Below are 25,000 nucleotides of genomic sequence, written 5' to 3'. Positions count from 1 at the left end.
TCAGCTTCCGCCGTTTTTCGTTTTACAATGGGTTGCTATAGGGCCTTGCGATACTGGATGAAGCCGGATCGTGCCGCGATGTGGTCGTAGAGGCGCTGGGCTGCGGTATTGGTTTCGTGGGTCATCCAGTACAGGCGACCGGCGCTATTGGCCCGGGCAAGGTCCGCCACGGCCTCGATGAGGGCTGCACCCGTACCCTTGCCGCGTTGGTCGTTCTCGACATAGAGGTCCTGCAGATAGCAGGTCCATTCCGGCATCCATGTCGAGCGGTGGAAGATGGCGTGGACGATGCCCACCAGGCGGCCAAAGTCATCGAAAGCGCCGAGCGCCTGCATATGCTCGTTCGGGTCATGAAATCGCGCCCATGTCCGGTCTGTTGTTTCCGGCGGAATCTCGACCTTGTAGAATCGCTGGTAGGCCTGCCAGAGCGGCTCCCAGGCGGCGCGGTCGTCAAGCTCCAGCGGACGAATGGTGTTGGTCATCGGATCCGGTCTCCGGCCTGCAGATATGGAAACGGCGGGGGAAGTCCCCGCCGTCTGCCGATCACATTAAGATAATGGCTTATGCCATTGCCTTCTGGAGATTTTCATCGACCTTGTCGAGGAAAGCAGTCGTCGACAGCCAGGGCTGGTCGGGGCCGATGAGCAGGGCCAGGTCCTTGGTCATGAAGCCGCTTTCGACGGTGTCGACGCAGACGGTTTCGAGCGTCGCTGCAAACTTGGCGAGTGCCGCGTTGTCGTCGAGCTTGGCGCGGTGTGCGAGGCCACGTGTCCAGGCAAAGATCGAGGCGATCGAGTTCGTCGATGTCTCCTGTCCCTTCTGGTGCTGGCGGTAGTGGCGGGTCACGGTGCCGTGGGCTGCTTCTGCTTCCACGGTCTGGCCGTCTGGCGACAGCAGCACCGAGGTCATCAGGCCGAGCGAGCCAAAGCCTTGGGCGACGATGTCGGACTGGACGTCGCCGTCGTAGTTCTTGCAAGCCCAGACATAACCGCCGGACCACTTGAGAGCCGAGGCGACCATGTCGTCGATCAGGCGGTGCTCGTAGGTGATCTTCAGAGCATCGAACTGGGTCTTGAATTCAGCGTCGAAGACTTCCTGGAAGATATCCTTGAAGCGACCGTCATAGGCCTTCAGGATTGTGTTCTTGGTCGACAGGTAGACGGGCCACTTGCGCATCAGGCCGTAGTTCAGCGAAGCGCGGGCGAAATCGCGGATCGATTCGTCGAGGTTGTACATGGCGAGGGCCACGCCGGCGCCCGGCGCGTCGTAGACTTCCTTCTCGATGACGGCGCCGTCTTCGCCGACGAACTTGATCGACAGCTTGCCCTTGCCCGGGAATTTGAAGTCGGTGGCCTTGTACTGGTCGCCGAAGGCGTGACGGCCGACGACGATTGGCTTGGTCCAGCCGGGAACGAGGCGCGGCACGTTTTCGCAGATGATCGGCTCGCGGAAGATGACGCCGCCGAGGATGTTGCGGATCGTGCCGTTTGGCGACTTCCACATCTGCTTCAGGTTGAATTCCTTGACGCGGTCTTCGTCCGGAGTGATCGTCGCGCACTTGATGCCGACGCCGTATTTCTTGATGGCGTGGGCGGCGTCGATCGTCACCTGGTCGTTGGTGGCGTCGCGATTTTCGACCGACAGATCGTAATACTGGATGTCGAGGTCGAGGTAGGGAAGGATGAGCTTATCCTTGATCAACTGCCAGATGATGCGGGTCATCTCGTCGCCGTCGAGATCGACGACGGGGTTTGCAACCTTGATCTTTTCCATATATCTGCCTCGTTCTGCTTATGGCCGGGCGGCCCTGTGTGTTGGACTTGAAGTCTCAAGCGCTATAGCACCGCGGGGCGCCGAGGCAAAGTCGGGAAGGGTGCAGAATTCGCCTTTTTGCGCGTCAAATCTGCCCGGCCAATCACCGCTTTTCTAGTGCGAGGCGCTTGTAAGGCTCGCCGATATAGCCGATTTTTACAATGATATTTTGTGTGTTTACGGACATTGCCATGCCCCGATCGCTGCCTGCATACCTCATCGCCGCCCTTGTGTTGATCCAGGCGCCCGGCGCCTTCGCCGCAGATCCTGCCGTTTCTCCGGTGAAGACCATCATGGATGCGACGGTGGCCAACTGGGCCGGCGGCGACAGCGACTGGCAGGACATGTTCGATGCGTCGCACCTGCGGCAGCTGTTCAGCGCCGATTTCATCCGTGGCTACCAGGCCGCCCAGAATTATCCGGCGACGGAAGACGGCATCTCGCCGTTCGACTACGACGTCATTGTCGGCAGCCAGGATGCCTGTCCGCTCGAGAACGTGACGATCGTTCCCGGGGCCGTATCGGGCGGCAAGACCGAGGTGGTGGCGCGGTTCCAGAAGTCGCGCTGCATGGGCGCCGAGGACGCTGCAGCGTCTGATGCCTTCACGGAGGTTCGCTTCGAGGTTCTGACCGAAGGCGGAAAACCGGTGGTCGACGACATCCTGACGACGGACGACAGTGGGAAGCCGAGTTCCCTCAAGGCCGCCATGCAGGATATCGCCAAGCAGCCGTAGCCTGACGCCACAGGCTGGCGATGCGTTTAACGACGAAGGATCCTGATGCACATCGCCCATCGGTTTCGTGATTGGCTGGCCGCCAACGACCCGGCATTTTCGCGGCTGCGACAGGCCTCGCGGGTGACGCTGACCGTGGTGCTATCATTCAGCATTCTCTTCGTCATCCATTCAACGATTGTGCCGCTGCCCGATGTCGCCTATGCACTCGGGATACTTCTGTCGATCCAGGGCGGCTTCACCGTGCGCGACAAGCGTCCATCGGAACAGTTGGTGACACGGCTGATCGGCTGCCTGGCCAGCGTGCTGGCCGTCATACTGGCAGCGCTGCTCGCAGACCATCGCTACATCAGCGATGTCGCTTTCCTCGCCATCATCTTTGCCGCAAGCTGGGTGAGGGCGCTTGGCGTGCGCTGGAATGCGGTGGGCATGTTCGCCTTCATGTCCTATTTCATGGGTGCCTATTTCCAGCCCCGGCTGGGTGAGATGCCACTGGTGGCAATGGGCTCTGTCGTCTCGTCGCTCGTCGCCCACGGCGTGCGCTCCGTCCTGCTGCCGGATGACTGGCGCAAGGACCTGTTGCGGGCGTTGGAGAGCGTGCTCGGCCGGGTCAACCAGATGCTGATCGAACTTGCGGTGAGCGTTCGCGACGGGCGGATATCGGAAACCGAGCATCGCGCGCTGCTCCAGGCTGAGGAGAGGCTGAAGGACGTCGTGCTGATGGCGGAGAGCTTCATTCCCAAGCCGGCCGACGATGCACCCGCCGTCGATACGCCGGCGAGCGGTACACTCGCCAGCGATACACCGGCAGTGGATATCTCCATGCGGCTTTTCGACGTCCATCTGGCGGCGGAAAGCGCCATCATGATGAGCCAGAGCGCCGTGCCGAGCTTTGCGCTGGTGCACGCCGTTATTGCCCATGACGACGCCCTGCTAGAGCGCGAGACCGATGGCTTCGAGACGATGGCGGACAAGCGCAGTTCCGAGACGATGCGGGCGATGATCTGGCTCCGGGACGCCCGCGATGCGCTGACGGAAACCCTGTCTCTCGGCCGCATGACGGGTTTCAGCGATATCGCCGGCGCGAACGGCGCGCGCACGGTCATCAAGTGGCCAAAACTGTCGCTCGACGATGCCGCCATGCGATCGGCACTGCAGATCACGCTGGCCACCGGCATCGCCATGGTCTTCGGTCTGCTGTTGTCCCGCGAGCGCTGGTTCTGGGCGGTGCTAACGGCGTTCCTGGTGTTCACCAACACCAATTCGCGCGGCGATACGGCTGTGAAGGCGTTTCAGCGCTCGATGGGCACCGTGCTGGGGATTGCCGTCGGCATGGCCTTGGCGCTGGTGGTAGCGGGCCATACCGCTATTGCCATCTTGCTTTCGGTCGTGTCGATCTTTCTCGGCTTCTACTTTATCCAGGTGTCCTACGGGGCCATGACCTTCTTCATCTCCATCGTTCTATGTTTGGTCTACGGCATGACGGGCGCGCTGACGCTACAGGTGCTGCAACTACGTATCGGAGAAACAATCATCGGCGCGACGGCCGGTGCGGCGGTTGCCTTCCTGGTCTTTCCAGCGAAGACGCGAGGCGTGCTGGATGGGGCGCTGGCCAGGTGGTTCGATGTGCTCCGGGCTTTGCTCGATGCCGCCGGCGGAAGCGGTCCGGGCCTCGAGCTGATCCGCCTGTCGCAAAACCTCGATGCCGCCTACCGCGACGTTACCACCGCGGCCAAGCCCCTCGGCCAGTCCTGGAGCCTGGTGCGCAAACCGGGCAATGTGCGCCAGACGCTGGCGATCCTGATGGCCTGCACCTACTGGGCCCGGGTCTTTGCCCGCAACATCGCCTTCTCTCGCGACGATCCGGATGGCGAGATCGCGCTGAATGTGTCTGAAAACCTCCAGCGGCTGAATGCCATCTCAGGCAGGGGCTCGGAGTGCTTCTTCGTCGACCGCAAGTCGGCGCGGGCGACAGGGCGCCATCTACCGCTGTCGCGCGGCGGCATGCGGCTCGGCATCGAGATGGTCGGATCGATGCTCGATCGGCTTTATCCATGAGCCGGGGCTTGCCGTTCCGGGCCTTCGCGGGTATTTCCGGCAGCAATTTCGCCACTGCGGCGCACCGAGGATAGTCATGTCAGGAACAAACAGCGAAAAGCCGTTGCTGGCCGAGGGGCCGGTCATCATTCTGGTCGAGCCGCAGATGGGCGAGAATATCGGCATGGTGGCGCGCGCCATGGCGAATTTCGGCCTTGCCGAACTGCGTCTAGTCAATCCGCGCGACGGGTGGCCGAACGAGAAGGCGACCGCCGCTGCCTCGAATGCCAGCCACGTCATCGAGGCGACGCGCGTATTTCCGACGCTGGAGGAAGCCATTGCCGACCTCCATTTCGTGTATGCAACGACGGCCCGCGAGCGTTATGGCTATAAACCTGTCCGTTCGCCGGTCGTAGCCGCCGAGACACTGCGGGGGCGTTTTGTCGCCGGCGAGCGCTGCGGCGTTCTGTTCGGGCGCGAGCGCTGGGGTCTCAGCAACGAGGAAGTGGCGTTGGCCGACGAGATCGTCACTTTCCCGGTCAATCCCGCCTTTGCCTCGCTGAACATTGCCCAGGCCGTGCTGCTGATGTCCTATGAGTGGATGAAGTCCGGCATGGAGGACCTGAGCGTCACCAGCTTTGCCGCCAATCCGCAGCGACCGTCGACGAAATCTCAGCTTCAGGGGCTGTTCGACCATGTCGAGGAAGCGCTGAGCGCGCGCAATTATTTCCATCCGATCGAAAAAAAGCCGAAGATGGTCGACAATCTCCGGGCGGTGTTTTCGCGCCAGGGCTTTACCGAGCAGGAGATCAGCGTCATGCGTGGCGTGATATCGTCGCTGGACCGCTTTCCGCGCAACGTCTCCCGTGCCGAACCGCGCAATGCCGCCAAGGAAAAACCCGTCGATGACAGCGCCGACGACTGAGCCAAAACCGATCCTGGTCTTCGATTCCGGCATCGGCGGGCTGACCGTGCTGCGCGAGGCGCGGGTGCTGATGCCCGAGCGCGGCTTCGTCTATGTCGCCGACGACGCCGGTTTTCCCTATGGCGGCTGGGAAGAGCAGCCGCTGAAGGACCGCATCATCTCGCTGTTTGCCCGGCTGCTTGCCGAATACGATCCCGAGATCTGCATCATCGCCTGCAACACCGCCTTCACGCTCGCCGGTGCCGATCTGCGCGCCGCCTTTCCTGACATGACGTTCGTTGGCACCGTGCCAGCCATCAAACCGGCGGCCGAGCGGACCCGCTCCGGCCTCGTCTCGGTGCTGGCGACGCCTGGAACCGTAAAGCGCGCCTATACCCGCGACCTGATCCAGTCGTTTGCCGCCCAGTGCCATGTCCGCCTCGTCGGCTCGGAAAACCTGGCGCGGATGGCGGAAGCTTATATCCGGGGCGAACCGGTCTCCGACGAAGCCGTGCTGCAGGAGATCGGCCAATGCTTCGTGGAAAAGGAGGGTCGCAAGACCGACATCGTCGTGCTCGCCTGCACCCACTATCCGTTCATGGCCAACCTCTTCCGTCGCCTGGCACCCTGGCCGGTCGACTGGCTCGACCCCGCCGAGGCCATCGCCCGCCGCGCCCGCAGCCTCGTGCCTGTTCTCGCCGATGCCGTCCACCCGGAAGCGGACGACTTCGCGGTGTTCACCTCGGGCAATCCGGATTTTGCGACGCGGCGGCTGATGCAGGGGTTTGGGCTGAGGGCATAGTGTGCTGTTGTGGAGCGCGTATAACCAAGAGGTCCCCGACATGATGAAATCTCCTCCTCATCCCGGAGAATTGTTGCGACAGGATGTCCTTCTGCCATTGGGACTTCCCGTTACCGAGGCTGCCGAGCGCCTGAAGATTTCACGCGTATCGTTGTCGCGCGTTCTGAATGGCCGAGCAGCCATAAGCCCGGATCTCGCAGTCCGGCTGGAAATGGCCGGCGTCAGCAAGGCGCGCTTCTGGCTGGGGCTTCAATGCAATTACGATCTGGCGCAAGCCTTGAAGCGCGATCATCCAGCGGTGAGGCCATTGGACGACAAGGCCGCCTAGAGGCTGTGGTCCGCACTGAACCGCCCTGTCGTCAGGCGCGCCAGCGTGCGCTTTGCAAATCCCTTGTGGGTTTCCTAAACGCGGCGGCGAACGCCCGGGAATTCTCTGATAGACGGAGGCGCGCCGTTGCTGAACAATGGCAGCTTCACATTTCCTGAGTCTAGACTGAACGAGGTAGTGCATTGCAGGTCGGCATCGACATGGGGACGGCGTCCGGCGGGACCAGCGCCCAGCTCGATATCGAGGAGCTGCTGGCGACGCGCCTGCTGGTGCAAGGCAACTCCGGCTCCGGCAAATCCCATCTTCTCCGGCGCCTGCTGGAGCAATCGGCGCAGTGGGTGCAGCAATGCATCATCGATCCCGAGGGTGATTTCGTTACGCTGGCCGACAAGTTCGGCCATGTGATCGTCGATGGCGAGCGCAGCGAGGCGGAATTGACGGGCATTGCGACGCGCATCCGGCAGCACCGGGTCTCCTGCGTCCTGACGCTCGAGGGGCTCGATGTCGAGCAGCAGATGCGCGCCGCCGCCGCCTTTTTGAACGGCATGTTCGATGCCGACCGCGAATACTGGTATCCGGTGCTGGTGGTCGTCGACGAGGCGCAGATGTTCGCGCCCGCCGTTGCCGGCGAAGTCTCGGATGATGCGCGCAAGATGTCGCTCGGCGCGATGACCAACCTGATGTGCCGCGGCCGCAAGCGCGGCCTTGCCGGCGTCATTGCCACGCAGCGGCTGGCAAAGCTTGCCAAGAACGTGGCGGCCGAAGCCTCGAACTTCCTGATGGGCCGCACCTTCCTCGATATCGACATGGCGCGTGCTGCCGACCTGCTCGGAATGGACCGGCGCCAGGCAGAGATGTTCCGCGATCTGCAGCGCGGGCATTTCGTAGCACTTGGTCCGGCCCTGTCGCGCCGGCCGCTGCCGATCACCATCGGTGCTGTGGAAACCTCGGCGCGCTCGTCGAGCCCGAAGCTGATGCCGCTGCCGGATGCGCCGATGGATGTCGAAGAGCTGATCTTCACGCCCGATCCGCAGGAATTCCAGCGCGCTGCCGTGCGCCGCACACCGACGCCCAGGCCGACGACGGATATCCTGGCCGAGCTTTCGCGGTTTGTGCCGCCGGCAATGGCGCCGATCGAGGATGCGAGGCCAAAGCAGGCAGATGTGACCCCCGAGGAGCGGCAGGAACGGCTGGCCGCCGTGCTGGCTGAAATCCTCGACGATCCGGCCTCCGGCTTCCGGACCGATTCCGTCCTCTACCAGGAGTTCCTGGTGCGGGTGCGCATGCGGCGCATTCCAGGGCCGCCCCTGTCGATGCCGGATTTCCGTCACCGGGTTGCGATTTCGCGCTCCGGCGTGGATCCGGTGACTGCCGAGACCGAAAACTGGGCAACGGCGATGACGTTGTCGAAGGGCGTCACCGACGATCTTCAGGGCGTGTTCCTGATGCTCGCCAAGGCTGCCATCTGCGGCGAGCCGTGCCCGTCGGATGCGCGTATCGCCCGCGCCTATGGCACGCACTCCGCCCGACGCGCCAGACGCCTGCTCAGCTATTTCGAGGAACAGGGCAGCGTCGTCGTGCACACCGATTTTTCCGGCAGGCGAGTCGTGGCTTTTCCCGATATCGATTGCCAGACTGCGCCGGGCGATGCCAATGCCGTCGACGATGTCGCCGTGACACAGACGGCTGCCGAGTGAATTCCAGCGGACATCTGTGATCGAACGGCAGGCCTCTGCGGGTTTTGCCGGTACAGGCGTTTCGCAGCGTCATCCGTTGTTGACAATTCCATGACTTCTGCCTAAACAGCGCCCAACGCCGGGCAGAAATGTCCGGTGTTTCATTTGACATGTCCCGTGGCTCCTCCGTTCGCGAATGTGAGGAACCTGTCGGAACCCCGAAAACCGGGTTCAGAGGAGGGCGTGTTTCCTTGATCTGGTTTGGCAACAAACCGGTCCAACATCTTGATAGGGAAATACGATGAGCAAGCGCGCATCATCCAAGTACAAAATCGATCGCCGTATGGGCGAGAACATCTGGGGCCGCCCGAAGTCGCCGGTTAACCGTCGCGAATACGGTCCTGGCCAGCACGGTCAGCGCCGCAAGGGCAAGCTTTCGGATTTCGGCGTTCAGCTGCGCGCCAAGCAGAAGCTCAAGGGCTACTACGGCGACCTGCGCGAAAAGCAGTTCCGCGCCATCTTCGCCGAAGCCGACCGCCGCAAGGGCGATACGTCTGAAAACCTGATCGGCCTCCTGGAATCGCGTCTGGATGCGATCGTCTATCGCGCCAAGTTCGTTCCGACGGTCTTTGCTGCCCGTCAGTTCGTCAACCACGGCCACGTCACGGTCAACGGCGTCCGCGTCAACATCGGTTCCTACCGTTGCAAGGCCGGCGATGTTATCGAAGTGCGTCAGAAGTCGAAGCAGCTGGTCATCGTTCTCGAAGCCGTTGGCCTCGCTGAGCGCGATGTTCCTGACTACATCGAAGTCGACCACAACAAGATGGTTGCGACTTTCGTCCGCGTGCCGACCTTGACCGACGTTCCTTACGCCGTCGTCATGGAACCGCAGCTGGTCGTCGAATTCTACTCGCGTTAATCGACGCGATTATCATACTATTGGAAAGCCGCTCCTCGGGGCGGCTTTTTTCTATTCGGAGGCGACGATGACCGACGTGCAGGCGATCCTCGACAGCATTCATGCCGACCTGTTGCCGCGGCTCGGCGAGGGCAAGGTTGCCGATTATATCCCCGAGCTTGCCAAGGTCGACGTCCGCCAGTTCGGCATGGCGATCACCACCGTCGATGGCCGCGTCTATCGCGTCGGCGATGCCGAGATGTCGTTCTCGATCCAGAGTATCTCGAAAGTCTTCATGCTGACGCTGGCGCTCGGCAAGATCGGTGAGCAGCTGTGGAAGCGAGTGGGTCGCGAGCCATCGGGTTCGGCCTTCAATTCCATCGTCCAGCTCGAGCAGGAAGCCGGCATTCCGCGCAACCCCTTCATCAATGCCGGCGCCATAGCCGTCACCGATGTCGTTCTGTCCGGCCATGCGCCAAAGGAAGTGATCGGCGAGTTCCTGCGGTTCATGCGGTATCTGGCCGATGACGAATCGATTCTCATCGACGACCGCGTCGCCCGCTCCGAGGCGCAGACCGGTTTTCGCAATTTCGCGCTGACCAATTTCATGCGGGCCTACCACAACATCGAAAATCCGGTCGAGCATGTGCTGGGCGTCTATTTTCACCAGTGCGCACTGGCCATGAGTTGCAGCCAGCTGTCGAAGGCGGGGCTCTATCTCGCCGCGCGCGGCAGCAACCCGGTCACCGGCCATTCCGTCGTGTCGCCGAAGCGGGCGCGGCGCATCAATGCGCTGATGCTGATGTGCGGCCATTACGATGGATCCGGTGACTTTGCCTATCACGTCGGCCTGCCCGGCAAGAGCGGCGTCGGCGGCGGTATCCTGGCAATCGCGCCCGGGGTCGCCTCCATCGCCGTCTGGTCGCCGGGGCTGAACAAGGTCGGCAACTCGCAGTTGGGCGCAGTGGCGCTCGAAATGCTGGCGGCGCGTACCGGCTGGTCGGTATTTGGCGATTGAGAGGCGTGTCTTCGGTGGGCCGTTCTGCTATGGCCTGAGGCAAGGGCAGCCGACCCTGGATGGAATGGTGATATGAACATAGCGATGCCCGTGGTCGACGAAATCCAAGCCGACATCGAGGATGCCGCCGGCGCGCACCCGCTTTTCGCCGATGCGCCGCGCTCCGTGTCCTTCAACAAGCTGCGCAAGCGCCTGTTGCGCCAAGTGCGCCAGGCATTCGACGATTTCGACATGCTGAAGGGTCAGAAGCGCTGGCTGGTTGGTGTCTCCGGTGGCAAGGATTCCTATGGCCTGCTGTCGCTGCTGCTCGACCTGAAATGGCGCGGGCTGCTGCCGGTCGACCTCATCGCCTGCAATCTCGACCAGGGCCAGCCGAATTTTCCCAAGCACGTGCTGCCGGAGTACCTGACGAAGGTCGGCGTGCCGCACCGGATCGAGTATCGCGACACCTATTCGATCGTAAAGGAAAAAGTGCCGGCCGGCGGCACATACTGTTCGCTCTGCTCACGGCTGCGTCGCGGCAATCTCTATCGCATCGCTCGCGAGGAGGGTTGCGAGGCGCTGGTGCTCGGGCATCACCGGGAAGACATCCTCGAGACCTTCTTCATGAACTTCTTTCATGGCGGTCGTCTGGCATCGATGCCGGCAAAGCTGCTCAATGACGAGGGCGACCTGATGGTGCTCCGTCCGCTTGCCTATGCCGCCGAGGACGACCTTGCGAAGTTCGCAGCCGCCATGCAGTTCCCAATCATTCCCTGCGATCTCTGCGGCTCGCAGGATGGCCTGCAGCGCAACGCCATGAAGGACATGCTCGCCGATATCGAACGCCGCATGCCCGGCCGCAAGGACACGATGCTACGCGCCCTGGCGCATGTGAACCCATCGCATCTGCTCGATCCCGCCCTGTTCGATTTTTCCGGTCTTGCTGTCACAAAACCGTCGTGACATAGCGGTTATGCCGCAGCGCAGCATATTGTGAGGGATCGGGTTTTTATGGCTATTAACGAAAATGACATCGCTTTCCTCGTCGAACAGGTCCGGCAGGCTGGCGAAGCGGAAATCATGCCGCGTTTCCGCAATCTCCAGACCGGCGACATTGCCGAGAAGACATCTTCCATCGACCTCGTGACGCAGGCCGATCTGCTGTCCGAGGAACGTATAACGAAAGCTCTGCGCCAGCGTTTCCCGCAAGCGCTCATCGTCGGTGAGGAGGCTTACGATACCGATCGCTCGGTGGTGCCGGCGCTTAACCGCGCGGAACTTGCCTTCGTCATCGATCCTGTCGACGGCACTTTCAATTTTGCTGCCGGCCTGCCGATGTTCGGCACCATCCTTGCTGTCGTCGCCAACGGCGAGACGGTGGCGGGCATCATCCATGATCCCGTTCTCGGCGACACCATCACTGCGGTTGCCGGCGGAGGCGCGCACCTGACGCGGCGCAACGGCAGTTCCCAGCGCCTGCAGGTCGCTGCGCCGAAACCCGTTTCTTCCATGACCGGTATCGTCGCCTGGGCGCATATGGGCGAGCCGGAACGTTCGCGGATTGCCGGCAACATGGCCAAGATCCGGATGAGCTTCTATTACAATTGTTCGGCTCATGAGTACTGGATGCTGGCATCTGGCAAGATCGACTTCGTGGCCCACGAGAAACTCAATCCCTGGGATCATCTGGCCGGGCTGCTGATCCACCGCGAGGCCGGCGGCTACAGCGCCCGCTTTGACGGCTCGGCCCATCCGCCGGGTGAGATGACCGGCGGTATCATTGCCGCTGCCGACCGGGAGACATGGGAAGCCGTTCGCCGGGAGATCATCGGTCTCTGATATCAATCGAGGAGCACTGCCATGACCGCGACCGTCGACATTACCGTTCTGGCCAACCTGCTGCGGGACGCGGCGCAGGCTGAAATCCTGCCGCGCTTCCGTCGTCTCGGTGCCGGCGATATCCGCATCAAGTCGGAAGCGACCGATCTGGTCACCGAAGCCGACGAGCAGGCCGAGCGGATGATCAAGGCCGAGGTTGAAAAGCTCTGGCCGGAGGCGGTGTTCATCGGCGAGGAATCGGTCGCGGCCGATCCGGACCTCCTCGCCAAGCTCGAGGGCGCGGATCTCGCCATCATCGTCGATCCGGTCGACGGGACATTTAACTTTGCCGCAGGCGTGCCTGCCTTCGGCGTCATGGCGTCGGTGGTCGTTCGAGGTGAAACCATCGCCGGGATCATATTCGATCCGATGGGCGACGACTGGGTGATGGCGGAAAAAGGTAGCGGCGCCTGGCTCCGCAGGCCAGGCGGCGAGGGGGAGCGCCTGTCCGTGGTAGCGCCGGTGCCGCTGGAGCAGATGACCGGCTTTGCCTCGACGGGCTTCATCGACAAGAGCAAGCGCGCCGAGGTCATGGGTAATCTCGCCAAGGTGCGCTTCGCGTCCAACTACCGTTGCGCGGCCCACGAGTACCGCACCTTTGCCGGCGCCCACGTACATTACCTGATGTACAACAAGATCCTGCCCTGGGACCATCTGGCCGGCGTGCTGATAAGCGAGGAGGCGGGTGCCTATGCGGCGCGCTTCGATAGATCGAGCTACCTGCCGCACCACCTCGACGGCGGGCTGCTGATCACGCCGGACAAGGCATCCTGGGAAACGCTGCGCCGCGAGGTCTTCACGCTCTGAGACTGGCGTTTCAGCCGTGCATGGCACCGGGGTCGAGGACGGGATCGTCGCCGGGGTGGGAAAACAGCTTGCCATTTTCAGCCCATAGGACGGCCGCGATCGTCAGCGCGCCGAAGATTGCAAATCCTGCAAACAGCGGCCGCGTCGTGCCGTCGAACATCTGGCCGACCGCGCCGCCAACCAGAGCGCCGCCAGTCGTCGAGACGAATCCTGTGATCGAAGTGGCCGTACCCGCGAGGTGGCCCATGGGCTCCAGGCAGATGGCGGTGAAATTGGTGGCGATAACGGCGAACATCACCAGCAGAGACGAAATCAGCAGATAGGTGACGATGAAGCTCGGTGGCATCGCCAGTGCGAATACAAAGCCGCAGACGGCGATGATCGTGAACAGGATCATCGCTGCGTGGGAAATGCGCCGCATCCCGAAACGGCGGACGAAGAAGCCATTGGCGAAATTGGCGATGGCAATGCCGCCGGCGCTTGCGGCAAAGGCCAAAGGCAACCAGTCGCCGAGCCCGAATACCTCGCCGAACACCTGCTGCACCGACATCACATAGGCGCAGATGACACCAGTAAACAGCGTCATGCCGAGCATGTAGCCGCAGGTGATGCGGTTGGTGAGCACGGTGCGGAAGCCTGACAGCACGGAGCGCGTCGACAGCGGCAGCCGCTCTGTGAGGGGCAGGGATTCGTTCATCCGGAAAAACGCCCAGACCAGCAACACCGCGCCGGCGCTGCCGAGCAAAATGAAGATCCACGGCCAGGTCGCAAAGGTGATGATCAGCTGGCCGAGGGCCGGGGCGACGATCGGGACGATCATGAAGACGATCATCACGAAGGACATCACCCGCGCCATCTCGCGTCCGCCGAAACAATCGCGGACCATGGCCATCGTGGTGATGCGAACGGCGGCGGCACCCACGCCTTGCGCGAAACGTAGCGCGAGAAGGACCGGGAAGCTGTCTGTCCAGGCTGCGGCGAACATCGTGATGACGTAGAAGACAAGGCCGCCAAGGAGGATGTTGCGGCGCCCATAGGTGTCTGACAGGCTGCCAAAGACGAGCTGCGCCAGGCCGAAGCCGAAGAAGAACACGCCGATCACCAGCTGGGTGTCGTTGGCGGTGGGCACCCCGAGCGCTGCGCCGATCTTGGGTAACGCCGGCAGCATGCTGTCGATCGCCAGAGACACGCTGGCGGTCATCAGGGCGATGGTGACGATGAACTCCACCAGCCCCAGACCGATGCGCTCCGATCCTCCCGGCGCCACGTCGTTCGATGTTATAGGCTGGGTCATGTGAGGCCTGTCAGTGGGCGAGGGAGGGATCGTTGACGACGGGTGCGTTGTGCGGCCGGAAAAGCTTGCCGCGCTCGGCATATAGGACGAAACCGAGAGCGATCAGCGACACCGTGAAGTAGCCCACCACCATCGGCGTCGCCGTTCCGTCGAAGGACTGGCCGATGGCCGCGCCGATCAGGGCGCCACCGACGGTGCTCATGAAACCGAGCACGGACGAGGCTGTGCCGGCGACGTGGCCGAGCGGCTCCATGGCCAGCGCGTTGAAGTTTGAGCCGATCAGGCCGAACTGGAACATCACCAGCGCGAAGAAGACGATGAACAAGGGAAACGGCATCGGCGACGCGAAGGACAGCTGTACGATCAGCCAAACGAAGGTAATGACGCTAAAGCCGATCAGCGAGGCGTGCGACAGGCGGCGCATGCCGAAGCGCCCGACCAGTTGCGAGTTGGCAAAGGATGCAGACGCCATGAAAAGAGCGACACCCCCAAAGGCCAGTGGTGCGTAGACACCGAGCTTGTAGATGCCGACATAGATCTGCTGGGCGGAGTTGATAAAGCCGAAAAGCGCCCCGAATATGAAGGTGCTGGCGAGCGTATAGCAGAGCGCGGTGCGGTTCGAGAGAACGATCGCAAAGCCGGCCAGGATCGATTTTACCGTGAAGGGGCGCACGTCCTCGGCATGCAGCGTGTCCGGCATGCGGAAGTAGACCCAGACAAGCACGCAGGACGCGATGGCGGCGATAAATACGAAGATCATGTGCCAGCTGGCAAAAAGCATAATGATCTGGCCAGATCCCGGCGCAATTACCGGCACGATCATGAATACCATCATGATCAGCGACATGACCTCGGCCATCTGCCGGCCGCCATAGATGTCGCGGACGATGGAAATGGTGATGACGCGCGTGGCGGCAGCCCCTAGCCCCTGCACGAAGCGCAATGCCAGCAGGCCGAAAAACGAGGGAATGAAGGCAATGCCGAGCGACGACAGGATGTAGATGACCACGCCGGCAATCAACGGCACGCGCCGTCCGAAACGATCCGAAAGCGGACCGTATACAAGCTGTGCGCCGCCAAAGCCCATGAGATAGGCCGAGACGATGTATTGCCGATGATTTTCATTTTCGACGCCGAGGCTGGCGCCGATCTGCTGCAGCGCTGGCAGCATGATGTCGATCGCAAGCGCGTTCAGAGCCATTAGCAGTGCAGCCAGCGCGATGAATTCGCGTTTGCCCATCGGCACGCGGCCAGCGGACATGGCGTCGGAGGAGTTTGCCACGGATTTCATTCCCATAGACGTGCTGAGGCGCTGCCTATGAGGCAGCGCCTAGCAGATGGACTGGATAATGGAAACCGGGCGGGTGCCCGGTGCCCGATCAGGCGACGCGGACGGGGACGCCGTGTTCCTGGAAATGCTGCTGGAGTTCGCCGGCCTGGAACATCTCGGTGATGATGTCGCAGCCGCCGATGAACTCACCCTTGACGTAGAGCTGGGGGATAGTCGGCCAGTTCGAATAGTCCTTGATGCCCTGACGGATTTCAGCGTCGGCAAGGACATTGACGCCCTTGTAGTCGACACCGATGTAATCAAGGATCTGCACGACTTTTCCGGAGAAGCCACACTGCGGAAACTGCGGTGTGCCCTTCATGAACAGAACGACGTCGCTGCTCTTCACTTCATTGTCGATCAATTCGTTGATGCCGCTCATCAGATTATCCTTTCACATGCGGGTTCAAGGCCCGCATCGTCGATTGTTCGTCTTACATAGCATGTGGTCGCTCAAATTCCAGCCGCAATAGTGCGGCATTGCCTTTTTTAGCGGCTGATGGGCGAGGCGGGGTTGGACCAAATGATACCTGCCGACACATTGCGGCTATGAATATCGAGCGACTTCGTCTAGCAAACCACCTTGCCATGCAGTGTGTCTTTCCAGTCCTGCCGGGCCTCCTGATAACTTGTGTTCGTCGCGGCTCTCGCGACATTGATGGACGTCGATGACAAAGGTTCAGAAGCGGGTCGTCCTGCATTTTCCGGGTTTCGAGCCGCTCGACGCTGCGGCCCACAGGGCGCGTTACGCACGTTCGGCAAAGCAGAGCGCCGAGGTCTGGGGCTACGATGCCGCTATCGGCGATTTCAAGCGCACTGGCGCCACCTCGTATTTCGACGTTAGTACCAGTGCCAGTGACTGGCAGACCGAAAGCCGCGTGCACATTTTCGATCACAATGATCTCGTATCGGGTCTCAACAGCCGTAACCTCCTCACCCGCCTCGGCTTCGGGTATCTCGCAGCGGTCCGCGTCGTCGTCGGCGGCGGAATGGGCGGCTACTTCCGCCATGCGTGGCGTTTCGGATTGTTCTTCGTCTTTCCGTTCATGCTGGTGATGGCGGCATCTGCAGTAGGCCTGCTGATAGCGGCGGTGCCCTATTATCTGGGGCTTGGTGCCTGGAGCCTGCTTTGCAGCTTGCCGCTTTCTGCAGTGCTTTTTTGGTATGTGTTTCTACCGCGCAGGGACAGGCTGCATACGTTGCATCTGTTTTCGGACTGGGAGATGGCTGTGGCGATGGCGGGGCTGCGTGGCCTCGATGCGCAAGCCTGGCTGGAGCGCTGCGCCGTTGTGGTTCGCGAGGCACTGCGCGAGCCTGCCGATGAGTATGTGATCTCGTCGCACAGCATGGGCTCGACCGTGGCAGCCCATGTGATCGGCCTTCTGCTCGAGCGGGAGCCGGCGTTATTCGAAGGCAAGCGGGTAGTCTTCCTCACGCTTGGAAGCGCGATCCTGCAATGCGCTTTGTTCCGCTCGGCGAAGGTTCTGCGCGCGCGGGTAGGGCTGATTGCGGATTGTCCGGAGATCTCGTTGATTGAGGTCCATTGCCTGACCGACGCCATCCATTTCTACAAGACAAAGGTCGTGGCGCTTTGCGGCCATCCGGAAAAAAGGCAGGGGGATATTATCTTCGTGCGCTTCAAGACCATGCTGAGCGACGTCCACTACCGTAAGATCAAGCGCGATTTCCTGCGCGTTCACCGGCAATACGTGCTGGGGCCGGATCTGAAGGCGCCCTTCGATTTTACGCTGATGACGGCCGGCCCGCTGCCGGCGTCAGATTTCACGCAGTTCACCCAGAAGAAACTGCCGGTCCTCTAGGAACCGGCAATGTTTGTTACTCAGGTATGGACGTCTGCAGCGCCAAAGCGTGCAGTACTCCGCCCATGTTTCCCTGCAGGGCGTCATAGACCATCTTGTGCTGCTGCACGCGTGTCTTGCCGCGGAATGCCTCGGAGACCACCTCAGCCGCATAGTGATCGCCGTCGCCGGCAAGGTCGCGGATCGTTACTGTTGCGCCGGGAATGCCGGCCTTGATCATGTCTTCGATATCGCCGGGTTTCATGGCCATCGTCGTCTGCTCCCCTTACTCGGCAGCGGCCAAGGCGCTGCCGTCCATGAAGGCAGGAAACCACGATTCATGGGCATGACGCAACCGGTCGACGGGAACTGACAGAAGCGTGTCGATCACCAGCGCGTCGCCACCAACCTTGCCAAGACGCCGGAATGGCACGCCAGCATTTTCGGCATTGATGCAAACGAAGTCGGCGATCTCAGGCTTTACCGCGATGACATAGCGGGCCTGGTCCTCGCCGAATAGCAGCGCATGCGGCTGGCCGCGGCATTCACCGAGCGTGATCTCCATGCCCTTGTCTGAGGCCATGGCCATTTCTGCAAGCGCCAGCACCAGGCCGCCGGAGGAGATGTCGTGGCAGGCGGTGACCTGGTCGTTGCGGATGGCCGAGCGGACGAAATCGCCGTTGCGGCGTTCGGCAAACAGATCGACCTCCGGAGCGGGGCCGCTGGTATCGCCGAGAATGTCGCGCATGTAGATCGTCGAACCGAGATGGCTGCCGTCAACGCCGATCATCAGGATATGGTCGCCGTCCGAAGCGCCGCCGATGCGGGCCATCTTGCTCCAGTCAGGGAGCAGGCCAACGCCGGCGATGGTCGGAGTCGGCAGAATGGCGACGCCATTGGTCTCGTTGTAGAGCGACACGTTGCCGGAGACGATCGGGAAATCGAGGGCGCGGCAGGCTTCGCCGATGCCCCTGATGGCGCCGACCAGTTGGCCCATGATCTCCGGCTTTTCAGGATTGCCGAAATTGAGGTTATCAGTCGAGGCAAGCGGCTCGGCACCGGTGGCCGTGATATTGCGCCAGCATTCGGCAACGGCCTGCTTGCCGCCTTCGAAAGGGTCGGCCTCTACATAGCGCGGCGTCACGTCGGAGGAGAAGGCAAGCGCCTTCGTCGGATGGCCCTCGACACGCACGACGCCGGCGTCGCCACCGGGAAGCTGCAGCGAATTGCCCTGGATCAGCGTATCATACTGCTCGTAGACCCAGCGGCGGCTGGACTGATTGGCGGAGCCTACCAGCGACAGCAGCGCCTGGCCGTAATCCTCAGGGGCTGCGACAAGATTGGCGGGCAGGGGCGCGCGCTTGTCGGATTCGCGCCAGGGGCGATCGTATTCCGGCGCATGGTCGCCGAGATCCTTGATCGGCAGGTTGGCGACTTCCTCGCCCTGATGCAGGACGCGGAAGCGCAGGTCGTCGGTGGTCTTGCCGACAATGGCAAAATCGAGACCCCATTTGACAAAGATCGCCTTGGCTTCGTCTTCCTTTTCCGGCTGTAGCACCATAAGCATGCGCTCCTGGCTTTCCGACAGCATCATCTCATAGGCCGTCATGCGCTCCTCGCGCACCGGGACAAGATCGAGATTGAGCTCGATGCCGAGGTCGCCCTTGGCACCCATCTCGACCGCGGAGCATGTCAGGCCGGCAGCGCCCATGTCCTGGATGGCGATGACCGCGCCGGTCAGCATCAGCTCGAGGCAGGCTTCCAGCAGGCACTTTTCGGTAAAGGGGTCGCCAACCTGCACGGTCGGGCGCTTTTCCTCGATCTGCTCATCGAATTCCGCTGAGGCCATGGTCGCGCCGCCAACGCCGTCGCGGCCGGTCTTGGCACCGAGGTAGACGACGGGCAGGCCGACGCCTTTGGCTTCCGACAGGAATATGGCGTTTGACTTGGCCAGGCCGGCCGCAAAGGCGTTGACCAGGATGTTGCCATTGTAGCGTGCGTCGAATTCGACTTCCCCGCCGACCGTCGGAACACCGAAGGCATTTCCATATCCGCCGACGCCGGCGACGACGCCGGAGACGAGATGGCGTGTCTTGGCGTGATCGGGGGAGCCGAAGCGCAGGGCATTCATCGCCGCTATCGGGCGAGCACCCATGGTGAAGACGTCGCGCAGGATGCCGCCGACGCCTGTCGCCGCGCCCTGGTAGGGCTCGATATAGGAGGGATGGTTGTGGCTCTCCATCTTGAAGACGACGCAGTCGCCGTCATCGATATCGACAACACCGGCATTTTCACCGGGGCCCTGAATGACGCGGGCGCCTGTCGTCGGCAGCGTACGCAGCCATTTCTTCGAGGATTTGTAGGAGCAGTGCTCGTTCCACATCGCCGAAAAGATCCCGAGCTCGGTGTAGCTGGGTTCCCGACCGATCAGATCCAGAATGCGCTGATATTCATCCGGCTTTAGGCCGTGGGCGGCGATGAGTTCTGGGGTAATCTGAATGGTATTGGAAAGAGTCATGAGCGCTGGAGAGTCCTGACCTGAAGGGGATTTAAGGGTCTCTTTAGCGCATGTGGTCTGATCGTGCGACAGGAAAATGGCCGCTCAACGCGGCCATCACACAGGAAAGCACAAGGTCGCTATCAGAACTTGTAGCCGACCAGCAGCCCGGCGCGGGTCATGCCGGCATTGGGACCATTGCAGAGATCGGCGTGCGAGGAGTGTGCAACCTGCGCCATCAGGCTCCAGTGGCTGTCGAAATTATAGCCTGCGCCGAGATATTCATGAAACAGCAGATGACAGCCGAGCTTGGGGCCATCATTCTCCGCCGTCAGATTGCCGTTGTGAACGACACCACCGAAGCCGGCTTCCGTGAAAATGCCGCTCGAATAGGTCATGGTCCAGGTCAGGCCGCTGTAGAGCTGGTCAGCCGACCCGCCGGTGCCGATGGATGTACCGATATGGATACGGGGGTGGGTGATCTGGTCCTTCCAGTCGCCGGCCGGATTGTACCCGAACGGATTGAAGAGCACCTGGACATCGGGAAAGACGCCGTTTTCGTGATCGTGTCCGGTCTGGATCGAAGCGCTGGCGCCGAAGCGCAGTTCGTCGAAGATCCTGGTAGTATCGGCAGGGGCCTGGCTCATGTCCGCTGCAATGACGGAGGACCCGGAAGCGACAGACGCTAACGCCGCACTGATGAAGGCCAGGCGACGTAAGGTACCATTCAGGCGCATCAGAACCTCCAACAACCACGTGCACGAATCGGTGCAGCAACCAATTCGTAGCACCGGCTCATGTCGCGTAAAGCAGTCGCGGTAGGGCGTTAACGCTTTCCGGGAGGCTGACACCAAAATGCCACAGTTGCTTTAGCTATCGCTATCGTAACCCGCAGAGCCGTTTTCGAGCAGCCGACGCAAGGTCATAAAGGCTGCCTGCACGACGCTGCGGTCCTGGGGAGAGGAAAAGGCAATGCGAACCCGGTGATAGACCTTCTCCGTCCGAGCTGCCTTGAACTCGTCCTCATCGTCGATCAGCACGCCTTCCGCCAGCGCCGCATTCTTGAAAGTCCCCGACAGCCATGGCTCGGGCAGTTTCAACCAAAGGAATGGAATATGCGGCTCGGATGAGAATTCAAAGCCGGCAAAAGCTTCGCGCGCCATCGCCTCGCGCGTCGCTATCTCTGCCACCGTGCGGGTTCGAAGCGACAAAGCGTGACCGCTGTGGACGAGGCGCGCTCCCGTCTCTGCAAGGATGAACGGCAGTCCTCCGGTCGACATCTTGTGCGTCACCTTCACGCGCTGGGCAAAGTGTGGCGGGCAGGCGACCCAGCCGCCGCGCACGCCCGCCGTCACGGATTTCGACAGTCCGCTGACCAGGAATGTGCGTTCCGGTGCAATGCTTGCCATCAGCGGCGTCTGGTCTCCGGTCATCCCGCCATAGATGTCGTCCTCGATCAGCCAGACGCTGTGCCGTCGGGCAATCGCGGCAATGGCACGGCGACGTGCTTCCGGCATCGTCGTCAGCGTCGGGTTATGGGCGGTTGGCATCAGGAAGGCGAGGCGCGGATGCTGTTGCTGGCAGAGGCGCTCGAAATCATCAGGAATGATGCCCTGCTCATCGGATTCTACGAGGATCGCGCGGCGCCCGAGCAGCCGGGTGGCGCGGCTGACCTGGGTATAGGTGAGGTTCTCGAAGACGATCTTGTCGCCCGGCGAAGTGACTGCCGCAATGACCGCGATGGCTGCGGCATGGGCGCCAAGCGTCGGAACGACATTTTCGACCGCCGGCCGCCAATCGTTTCGAGACAGCCAGGCTTGGCCGGCCAGCGACCAGCTGGCGGGGAACGTGCGGGAGTATGACGAGATCTCCATGCTCTTTTCGCGGCTGATATCGGCAAACAGGCGGCCGATGATCTCGCCCTGTCCGATATCGGGAGCTGCCGTCGTATCCAAGCGAACCGTGGCCAATGGTGCCTCCATGCCGCGCGTGCCGGACAGGGCCTGCGTGATGGGATCCATCTGGGTGATCGGCTTGCTGTGCTCGCGGTCAAGCACGTATGTGCCGCGCCCGACCTCGCCGGCAACCAATCCTCGTTCGTGCACGAGGGCGTAGGCGCGACTGATGGTGCCGATGGTCACGCCGATGTCGAAGGCCAGATTGCGTTGCGGCGGCAGCTTTGCGCCCGGCGGCAATATGCCGTGGCTGATCGCGGTTTCAATGCTGTCGGCGACCCGCACGTAAACCGGACCCGTACCGCTGGAAATGTCTGGAAGCCAATTTGTCATGGTGACAATCGTGCCATTGTACCCGTCAAAAGTCAAGATTACGACCGGTATTCGATCGGTAATTTGACTGGCAGACTTCTCGAGGAAACGAGGTAGAGGTGATGGGTACAATCGATACAATTAGGGGGCGGCGGGGTGCAATCTATAGCGACGCACCGCAGCGGCGTCTTCGTCCCACGGCTTTCGCTGCCGGCATCATAGAGCGGATGGCGGTGTGGTCGGAAAAAAGGAGCAGCCGCCGGGCGCTGCGTGCGCTTTCCATGGATCAGTTGCGCGACATAGGCCTCACTCCCGCAGAGGTCCGGCGGGAGGTCGCAAAGTCATTTTTCTGGGAGTAACCGGCCTATGATTTCTCAGCAGCCCTTGGTGCCGCCGGCCCAGCGGTTGATGTCTGAGGTGATGCGAGCCGAGTTTGGACCGTTCATCAGGGGTCCGAAGGCAGCAAGCTTCGCCGGGTTGCCTTCGGCCTGGACGACGAGCAAGGGGCGGCCGGTCGGCTGGCTGCGCTCAACAACGAGGAAACGCGGCCGGCCGGTGAAGGAGTTCAGTTCCGGGGCCATCGTATAGCGCGCGAAGGCGGGGTCGGATGACTTGAACCAGCAGCCATGGGCGGCAACAGCGACGCGCTCCATCGTCGATAGCGCCGTGCGGGGCTGGGTCAGCGTGACCTCAGGTGCGCGCTTGGACTGGCATGAAGCGGCAAAGACTGCCAAGGCGGAGAGGGCGGCGGCTGTCAGAAGTCCGTTGGTAGAAATGCGCATCAATCTGTCTTTCAATCTGTCGGGCCGAACTCGCGTCGCCAATTCACGAGCCAATAAGCTGCCTTTGCGGCGCATTCAGGGAGAACGCGCCGGTCAATGGCATAATGGGAGGAATGTCTCAGGCCGCGACAATGTCGAGTGCGGAGGCGAATAGGCCACGCCCGTCCGAGCCACCATGAGCGGCCTCGATCAGGTTTTCCGGGTGCGGCATCATGCCGAGCACATTGCCCTTGGCGTTGATGATGCCAGCGATATGGTTCATCGAGCCGTTGGGATTGCCGTATTCGAGATAGCGGAAAACAACCTGGCCGTTGCCCTCGATGGAAGCCAGCGTTTCGGCATCCGCGAAGTAATTGCCGTCATGATGGGCGATCGGGCAACGGATCACCTGGCCCTTTTCATAGGCGCGCGTGAAGTCTGTGTCCGCATTGACGACTTCGAGCTTGATTTCCTTGCAGACGAACTTCAGCGAGGCGTTGCGCATCAGCGCACCGGGTAGCATGCCGGCCTCGACGAGGATCTGGAAACCGTTGCAGACGCCGAGAACCTTGACGCCCTGTTCGGCCTTTTCCTTGATTGCCCGCATGACTGGCATGCGCGCTGCAATGGCGCCGCAGCGAAGGTAGTCGCCGTAGGAAAAGCCACCGGGAATGACGATAAGGTCGACATCCGGGATTTCCGTCTCCGTCTGCCAGACGGTGATTGGCGCAACGCCGGAGATTTTCGTCAAGGCAGCGATCATATCACGATCGCGGTTTAGGCCTGGAAGCTGAACGACTGCTGATTTCATGGGTGCGGTTCAAACCTAGCTTGTGCTTCTGCAAGTTCACGAAGTTCGAGGCGATTTTCGATGCGCTCGAGACGAATGTCTATGTGACCAACGGTATTACGCAGATTATTGAAGTCGCCCTGCAACAAATGGCACTGTCCGCGCAAGCTGGACATCTCCTGTAGCAGGTCACGCTGGCCCTCCTTCAGGCCTGCAACGTCCCCCTGGATTCGCTTCATCAGCTCGTACATCAGTTCCTGCGTTGCTTCAGTCATTGGACCTTGTCCACAACCCTCAGTCGAGAGCTATAGTATAGTTCTCGATGACCGTGTTTGCGAGGAGTTTTTCACACATGGACTTGAGGTCAGCCTCGGCGCGGACCTTGTCGGTACCGTCGAGGACGACGTCGAAAACCTTGCCCTGACGGACATGGTCCACGCCTTCGAAACCGAGAGCGCCGAGCGCGCCTTCGATTGCCTTGCCCTGGGGGTCGAGAACGCCGTTCTTCAGCGTGACGGTGACGCGAGCCTTGATCACTGGTGTCTTCCTGCCTTTTTACTTGACGAGAACCGGTCCCGTGCCGCGCACGGGCTCATTTTCATTGATGATGCCGAGACGACGGGCGACCTCGGAATAGGCTTCGAGCAGTCCGCCCATATCGCGGCGAAAGCGGTCCTTGTCCATCTTCTCATGGGTTTCGACGTCCCAGAGACGGCAGGAGTCCGGCGAGATCTCGTCGGCGAGAATGATGCGCATCATGTCGCCTTCGAAAAGGCGACCGCATTCGATCTTGAAGTCGACGAGCTGGATGCCGACGCCGAGAAACAGGCCGGTCATGAAATCGTTGACGCGGATAGCCAGCGCCATGATGTCGTCGAGTTCGGCCGGGTTGGCCCAGCCGAAAGCCGTGATGTGCTCCTCGGACACCATGGGGTCGTTGAGGGCATCGGACTTGTAATAGAATTCGATGATCGAGCGCGGCAGGACGACACCTTCCTCGATTCCGAGACGCGTTGCCAGCGATCCGGCGGCAACGTTGCGCACGACGATCTCCAGCGGGATCATCTCGACTTCCTTGATCAGCTGCTCGCGCATGTTGAGGCGGCGGATGAAATGGGTCGGGATGCCGATCTTGTTCAGATGGTTGAAGATGTACTCGCAGATACGGTTGTTGAGCACACCCTTGCCGTCGATGACTTCATGCTTTTTCTTGTTGAAGGCGGTCGCGTCATCCTTGAAGAACTGGATCAGCGTGCCAGGCTCGGGTCCTTCATAAAGGATCTTTGCCTTGCCTTCGTAGATACGGCGGCGACGGTTCATCTTGTAATTCTCTGTCGTTGGCGCCCTTGGGATGGCGCGTAGGGATCAATCTCTGGGCGTCCCCAT

The 25,000-nt window shown here is 61.4% G+C and carries 27 protein-coding genes; 13 read left to right on the top strand and 14 right to left on the bottom strand.

Annotation, left to right across the window (positions count from 1 at the left end; translation table 11 throughout):
- Positions 1-35: 35 nt before the first annotated feature.
- Entirely contained in the window at positions 36-482 is a 447-nt protein-coding gene (locus J5289_RS11630; RefSeq protein ID WP_209206548.1) for a GNAT family N-acetyltransferase, read from the bottom strand.
- A 79-nt stretch (positions 483-561) separates the two neighbouring features.
- Complete coding sequence (locus J5289_RS11625) at positions 562-1,773, bottom strand: NADP-dependent isocitrate dehydrogenase (protein WP_111221868.1); 1,212 nt, start codon at positions 1,771-1,773, stop codon at positions 562-564.
- Positions 1,774-2,003: 230 nt separating this feature from the next.
- Between J5289_RS11625 and J5289_RS11620 the strand changes: the two genes are divergently transcribed.
- From J5289_RS11620 to J5289_RS11570, 11 genes are all read left to right on the top strand, one after another.
- Entirely contained in the window at positions 2,004-2,546 is a 543-nt protein-coding gene (locus tag J5289_RS11620; protein WP_209187472.1) for a hypothetical protein, read from the top strand.
- Positions 2,547-2,591: 45 nt separating this feature from the next.
- On the top strand, positions 2,592-4,604 hold the full coding sequence (locus J5289_RS11615; RefSeq protein WP_209183845.1) for an FUSC family protein: 2,013 nt from the start codon (positions 2,592-2,594) through the stop codon (positions 4,602-4,604).
- 76 nt (positions 4,605-4,680) lie between these two features.
- Positions 4,681-5,508 (top strand): RNA methyltransferase, encoded by an 828-nt coding sequence (locus J5289_RS11610; RefSeq protein ID WP_142822853.1) that lies wholly within the window; start codon positions 4,681-4,683, stop codon positions 5,506-5,508.
- Entirely contained in the window at positions 5,489-6,289 is an 801-nt protein-coding gene (murI, locus tag J5289_RS11605; RefSeq protein ID WP_142822851.1) for a glutamate racemase, read from the top strand. Before J5289_RS11610 ends, murI begins: the two co-directional genes overlap by 20 nt.
- Positions 6,290-6,329: 40 nt before the next feature.
- Positions 6,330-6,617 (top strand): HigA family addiction module antitoxin, encoded by a 288-nt coding sequence (locus tag J5289_RS11600; protein ID WP_209183844.1) that lies wholly within the window; start codon positions 6,330-6,332, stop codon positions 6,615-6,617.
- 182 nt (positions 6,618-6,799) lie between these two features.
- Positions 6,800-8,314 carry an ATP-binding protein gene (locus J5289_RS11595; RefSeq protein WP_209183843.1) on the top strand — a complete coding sequence of 505 codons (1,515 nt, stop codon included), beginning with the start codon at positions 6,800-6,802 and terminating at the stop codon, positions 8,312-8,314.
- Positions 8,315-8,594: 280 nt separating this feature from the next.
- A complete protein-coding gene (gene rpsD / locus J5289_RS11590; protein ID WP_111221875.1) occupies positions 8,595-9,212 on the top strand; it encodes a 30S ribosomal protein S4 in 618 nt (205 codons plus the stop codon).
- A gap of 67 nt (positions 9,213-9,279) precedes the next feature.
- Positions 9,280-10,209: a glutaminase gene (locus J5289_RS11585; RefSeq protein ID WP_142822846.1), complete on the top strand. Its 930-nt coding sequence runs from the start codon at positions 9,280-9,282 to the stop codon at positions 10,207-10,209.
- Between the two features lie 72 nt (positions 10,210-10,281).
- Complete coding sequence (gene ttcA / locus J5289_RS11580) at positions 10,282-11,154, top strand: tRNA 2-thiocytidine(32) synthetase TtcA (protein WP_142822845.1); 873 nt, start codon at positions 10,282-10,284, stop codon at positions 11,152-11,154.
- Positions 11,155-11,202: 48 nt separating this feature from the next.
- Complete coding sequence (locus J5289_RS11575) at positions 11,203-12,030, top strand: inositol monophosphatase (protein ID WP_209183842.1); 828 nt, start codon at positions 11,203-11,205, stop codon at positions 12,028-12,030.
- Between the two features lie 21 nt (positions 12,031-12,051).
- Positions 12,052-12,876, top strand: coding sequence for an inositol monophosphatase family protein (locus tag J5289_RS11570; protein WP_209183841.1), 825 nt, complete (start codon positions 12,052-12,054; stop codon positions 12,874-12,876).
- A gap of 10 nt (positions 12,877-12,886) precedes the next feature.
- Here J5289_RS11570 and J5289_RS11565 read toward each other — a convergent pair whose 3' ends face one another.
- The 3 genes from J5289_RS11565 to grxD form a co-directional block, all read right to left on the bottom strand.
- Positions 12,887-14,170, bottom strand: coding sequence for a multidrug effflux MFS transporter (locus tag J5289_RS11565; protein ID WP_209183840.1), 1,284 nt, complete (start codon positions 14,168-14,170; stop codon positions 12,887-12,889).
- A 10-nt stretch (positions 14,171-14,180) separates the two neighbouring features.
- The gene (locus J5289_RS11560) at positions 14,181-15,410 is read right to left on the bottom strand and encodes a multidrug effflux MFS transporter (RefSeq protein WP_209184117.1); all 1,230 of its coding nucleotides are present in this window, start codon (positions 15,408-15,410) and stop codon (positions 14,181-14,183) included.
- A gap of 139 nt (positions 15,411-15,549) precedes the next feature.
- The gene (gene grxD, locus J5289_RS11555) at positions 15,550-15,882 is read right to left on the bottom strand and encodes a Grx4 family monothiol glutaredoxin (RefSeq protein WP_142822838.1); all 333 of its coding nucleotides are present in this window, start codon (positions 15,880-15,882) and stop codon (positions 15,550-15,552) included.
- A 286-nt stretch (positions 15,883-16,168) separates the two neighbouring features.
- On the opposite strand from grxD, the gene J5289_RS11550 reads away from it, so the two are divergent.
- The gene (locus J5289_RS11550; RefSeq protein ID WP_209183839.1) at positions 16,169-17,320 is read left to right on the top strand and encodes a hypothetical protein; all 1,152 of its coding nucleotides are present in this window, start codon (positions 16,169-16,171) and stop codon (positions 17,318-17,320) included.
- Positions 17,321-17,336: 16 nt separating this feature from the next.
- Here the strand turns inward: J5289_RS11550 and J5289_RS11545 are convergent, their stop codons facing one another.
- From J5289_RS11545 to J5289_RS11530, 4 genes are all read right to left on the bottom strand, one after another.
- Positions 17,337-17,570, bottom strand: a complete 234-nt coding sequence (locus J5289_RS11545) for a BolA/IbaG family iron-sulfur metabolism protein (protein WP_142822835.1) — start codon at positions 17,568-17,570, stop codon at positions 17,337-17,339.
- Positions 17,571-17,585: 15 nt separating this feature from the next.
- Positions 17,586-19,817 (bottom strand): phosphoribosylformylglycinamidine synthase subunit PurL, encoded by a 2,232-nt coding sequence (gene purL, locus J5289_RS11540; RefSeq protein WP_209183838.1) that lies wholly within the window; start codon positions 19,815-19,817, stop codon positions 17,586-17,588.
- A 122-nt stretch (positions 19,818-19,939) separates the two neighbouring features.
- A complete protein-coding gene (locus tag J5289_RS11535; RefSeq protein ID WP_209183837.1) occupies positions 19,940-20,533 on the bottom strand; it encodes an acyloxyacyl hydrolase in 594 nt (197 codons plus the stop codon).
- 132 nt (positions 20,534-20,665) lie between these two features.
- Positions 20,666-22,084, bottom strand: coding sequence for a PLP-dependent aminotransferase family protein (locus J5289_RS11530; protein ID WP_209183836.1), 1,419 nt, complete (start codon positions 22,082-22,084; stop codon positions 20,666-20,668).
- Positions 22,085-22,185: 101 nt separating this feature from the next.
- Between J5289_RS11530 and J5289_RS29710 the strand changes: the two genes are divergently transcribed.
- Positions 22,186-22,422, top strand: coding sequence for a DUF1127 domain-containing protein (locus J5289_RS29710; RefSeq protein ID WP_209183835.1), 237 nt, complete (start codon positions 22,186-22,188; stop codon positions 22,420-22,422).
- Positions 22,423-22,437: 15 nt separating this feature from the next.
- Here the strand turns inward: J5289_RS29710 and J5289_RS11520 are convergent, their stop codons facing one another.
- From J5289_RS11520 to purC, 5 genes are all read right to left on the bottom strand, one after another.
- Positions 22,438-22,845, bottom strand: a complete 408-nt coding sequence (locus J5289_RS11520; RefSeq protein ID WP_209183834.1) for a hypothetical protein — start codon at positions 22,843-22,845, stop codon at positions 22,438-22,440.
- Positions 22,846-22,963: 118 nt separating this feature from the next.
- Complete coding sequence (purQ, locus tag J5289_RS11515) at positions 22,964-23,635, bottom strand: phosphoribosylformylglycinamidine synthase subunit PurQ (RefSeq protein WP_209206549.1); 672 nt, start codon at positions 23,633-23,635, stop codon at positions 22,964-22,966.
- A complete protein-coding gene (locus J5289_RS11510; RefSeq protein ID WP_209183833.1) occupies positions 23,632-23,889 on the bottom strand; it encodes a hypothetical protein in 258 nt (85 codons plus the stop codon). Before J5289_RS11510 ends, purQ begins: the two co-directional genes overlap by 4 nt.
- Before the next feature lie 19 nt (positions 23,890-23,908).
- The gene (gene purS / locus J5289_RS11505) at positions 23,909-24,151 is read right to left on the bottom strand and encodes a phosphoribosylformylglycinamidine synthase subunit PurS (protein WP_142822821.1); all 243 of its coding nucleotides are present in this window, start codon (positions 24,149-24,151) and stop codon (positions 23,909-23,911) included.
- An 18-nt stretch (positions 24,152-24,169) separates the two neighbouring features.
- Entirely contained in the window at positions 24,170-24,934 is a 765-nt protein-coding gene (gene purC, locus J5289_RS11500; RefSeq protein WP_111221888.1) for a phosphoribosylaminoimidazolesuccinocarboxamide synthase, read from the bottom strand.
- Between the last annotated feature and the right edge of the window lie 66 nt (positions 24,935-25,000).

Origin of the sequence: Rhizobium sp. B230/85 (assembly GCF_019355735.1) — a bacterium.
GTDB classification, from domain to species: domain Bacteria; phylum Pseudomonadota; class Alphaproteobacteria; order Rhizobiales; family Rhizobiaceae; genus Rhizobium; species Rhizobium rhododendri.
The sequence above is the reverse complement of the archived record's forward strand: the minus strand, read 5'-3'. Positions and strand labels throughout refer to the sequence as shown.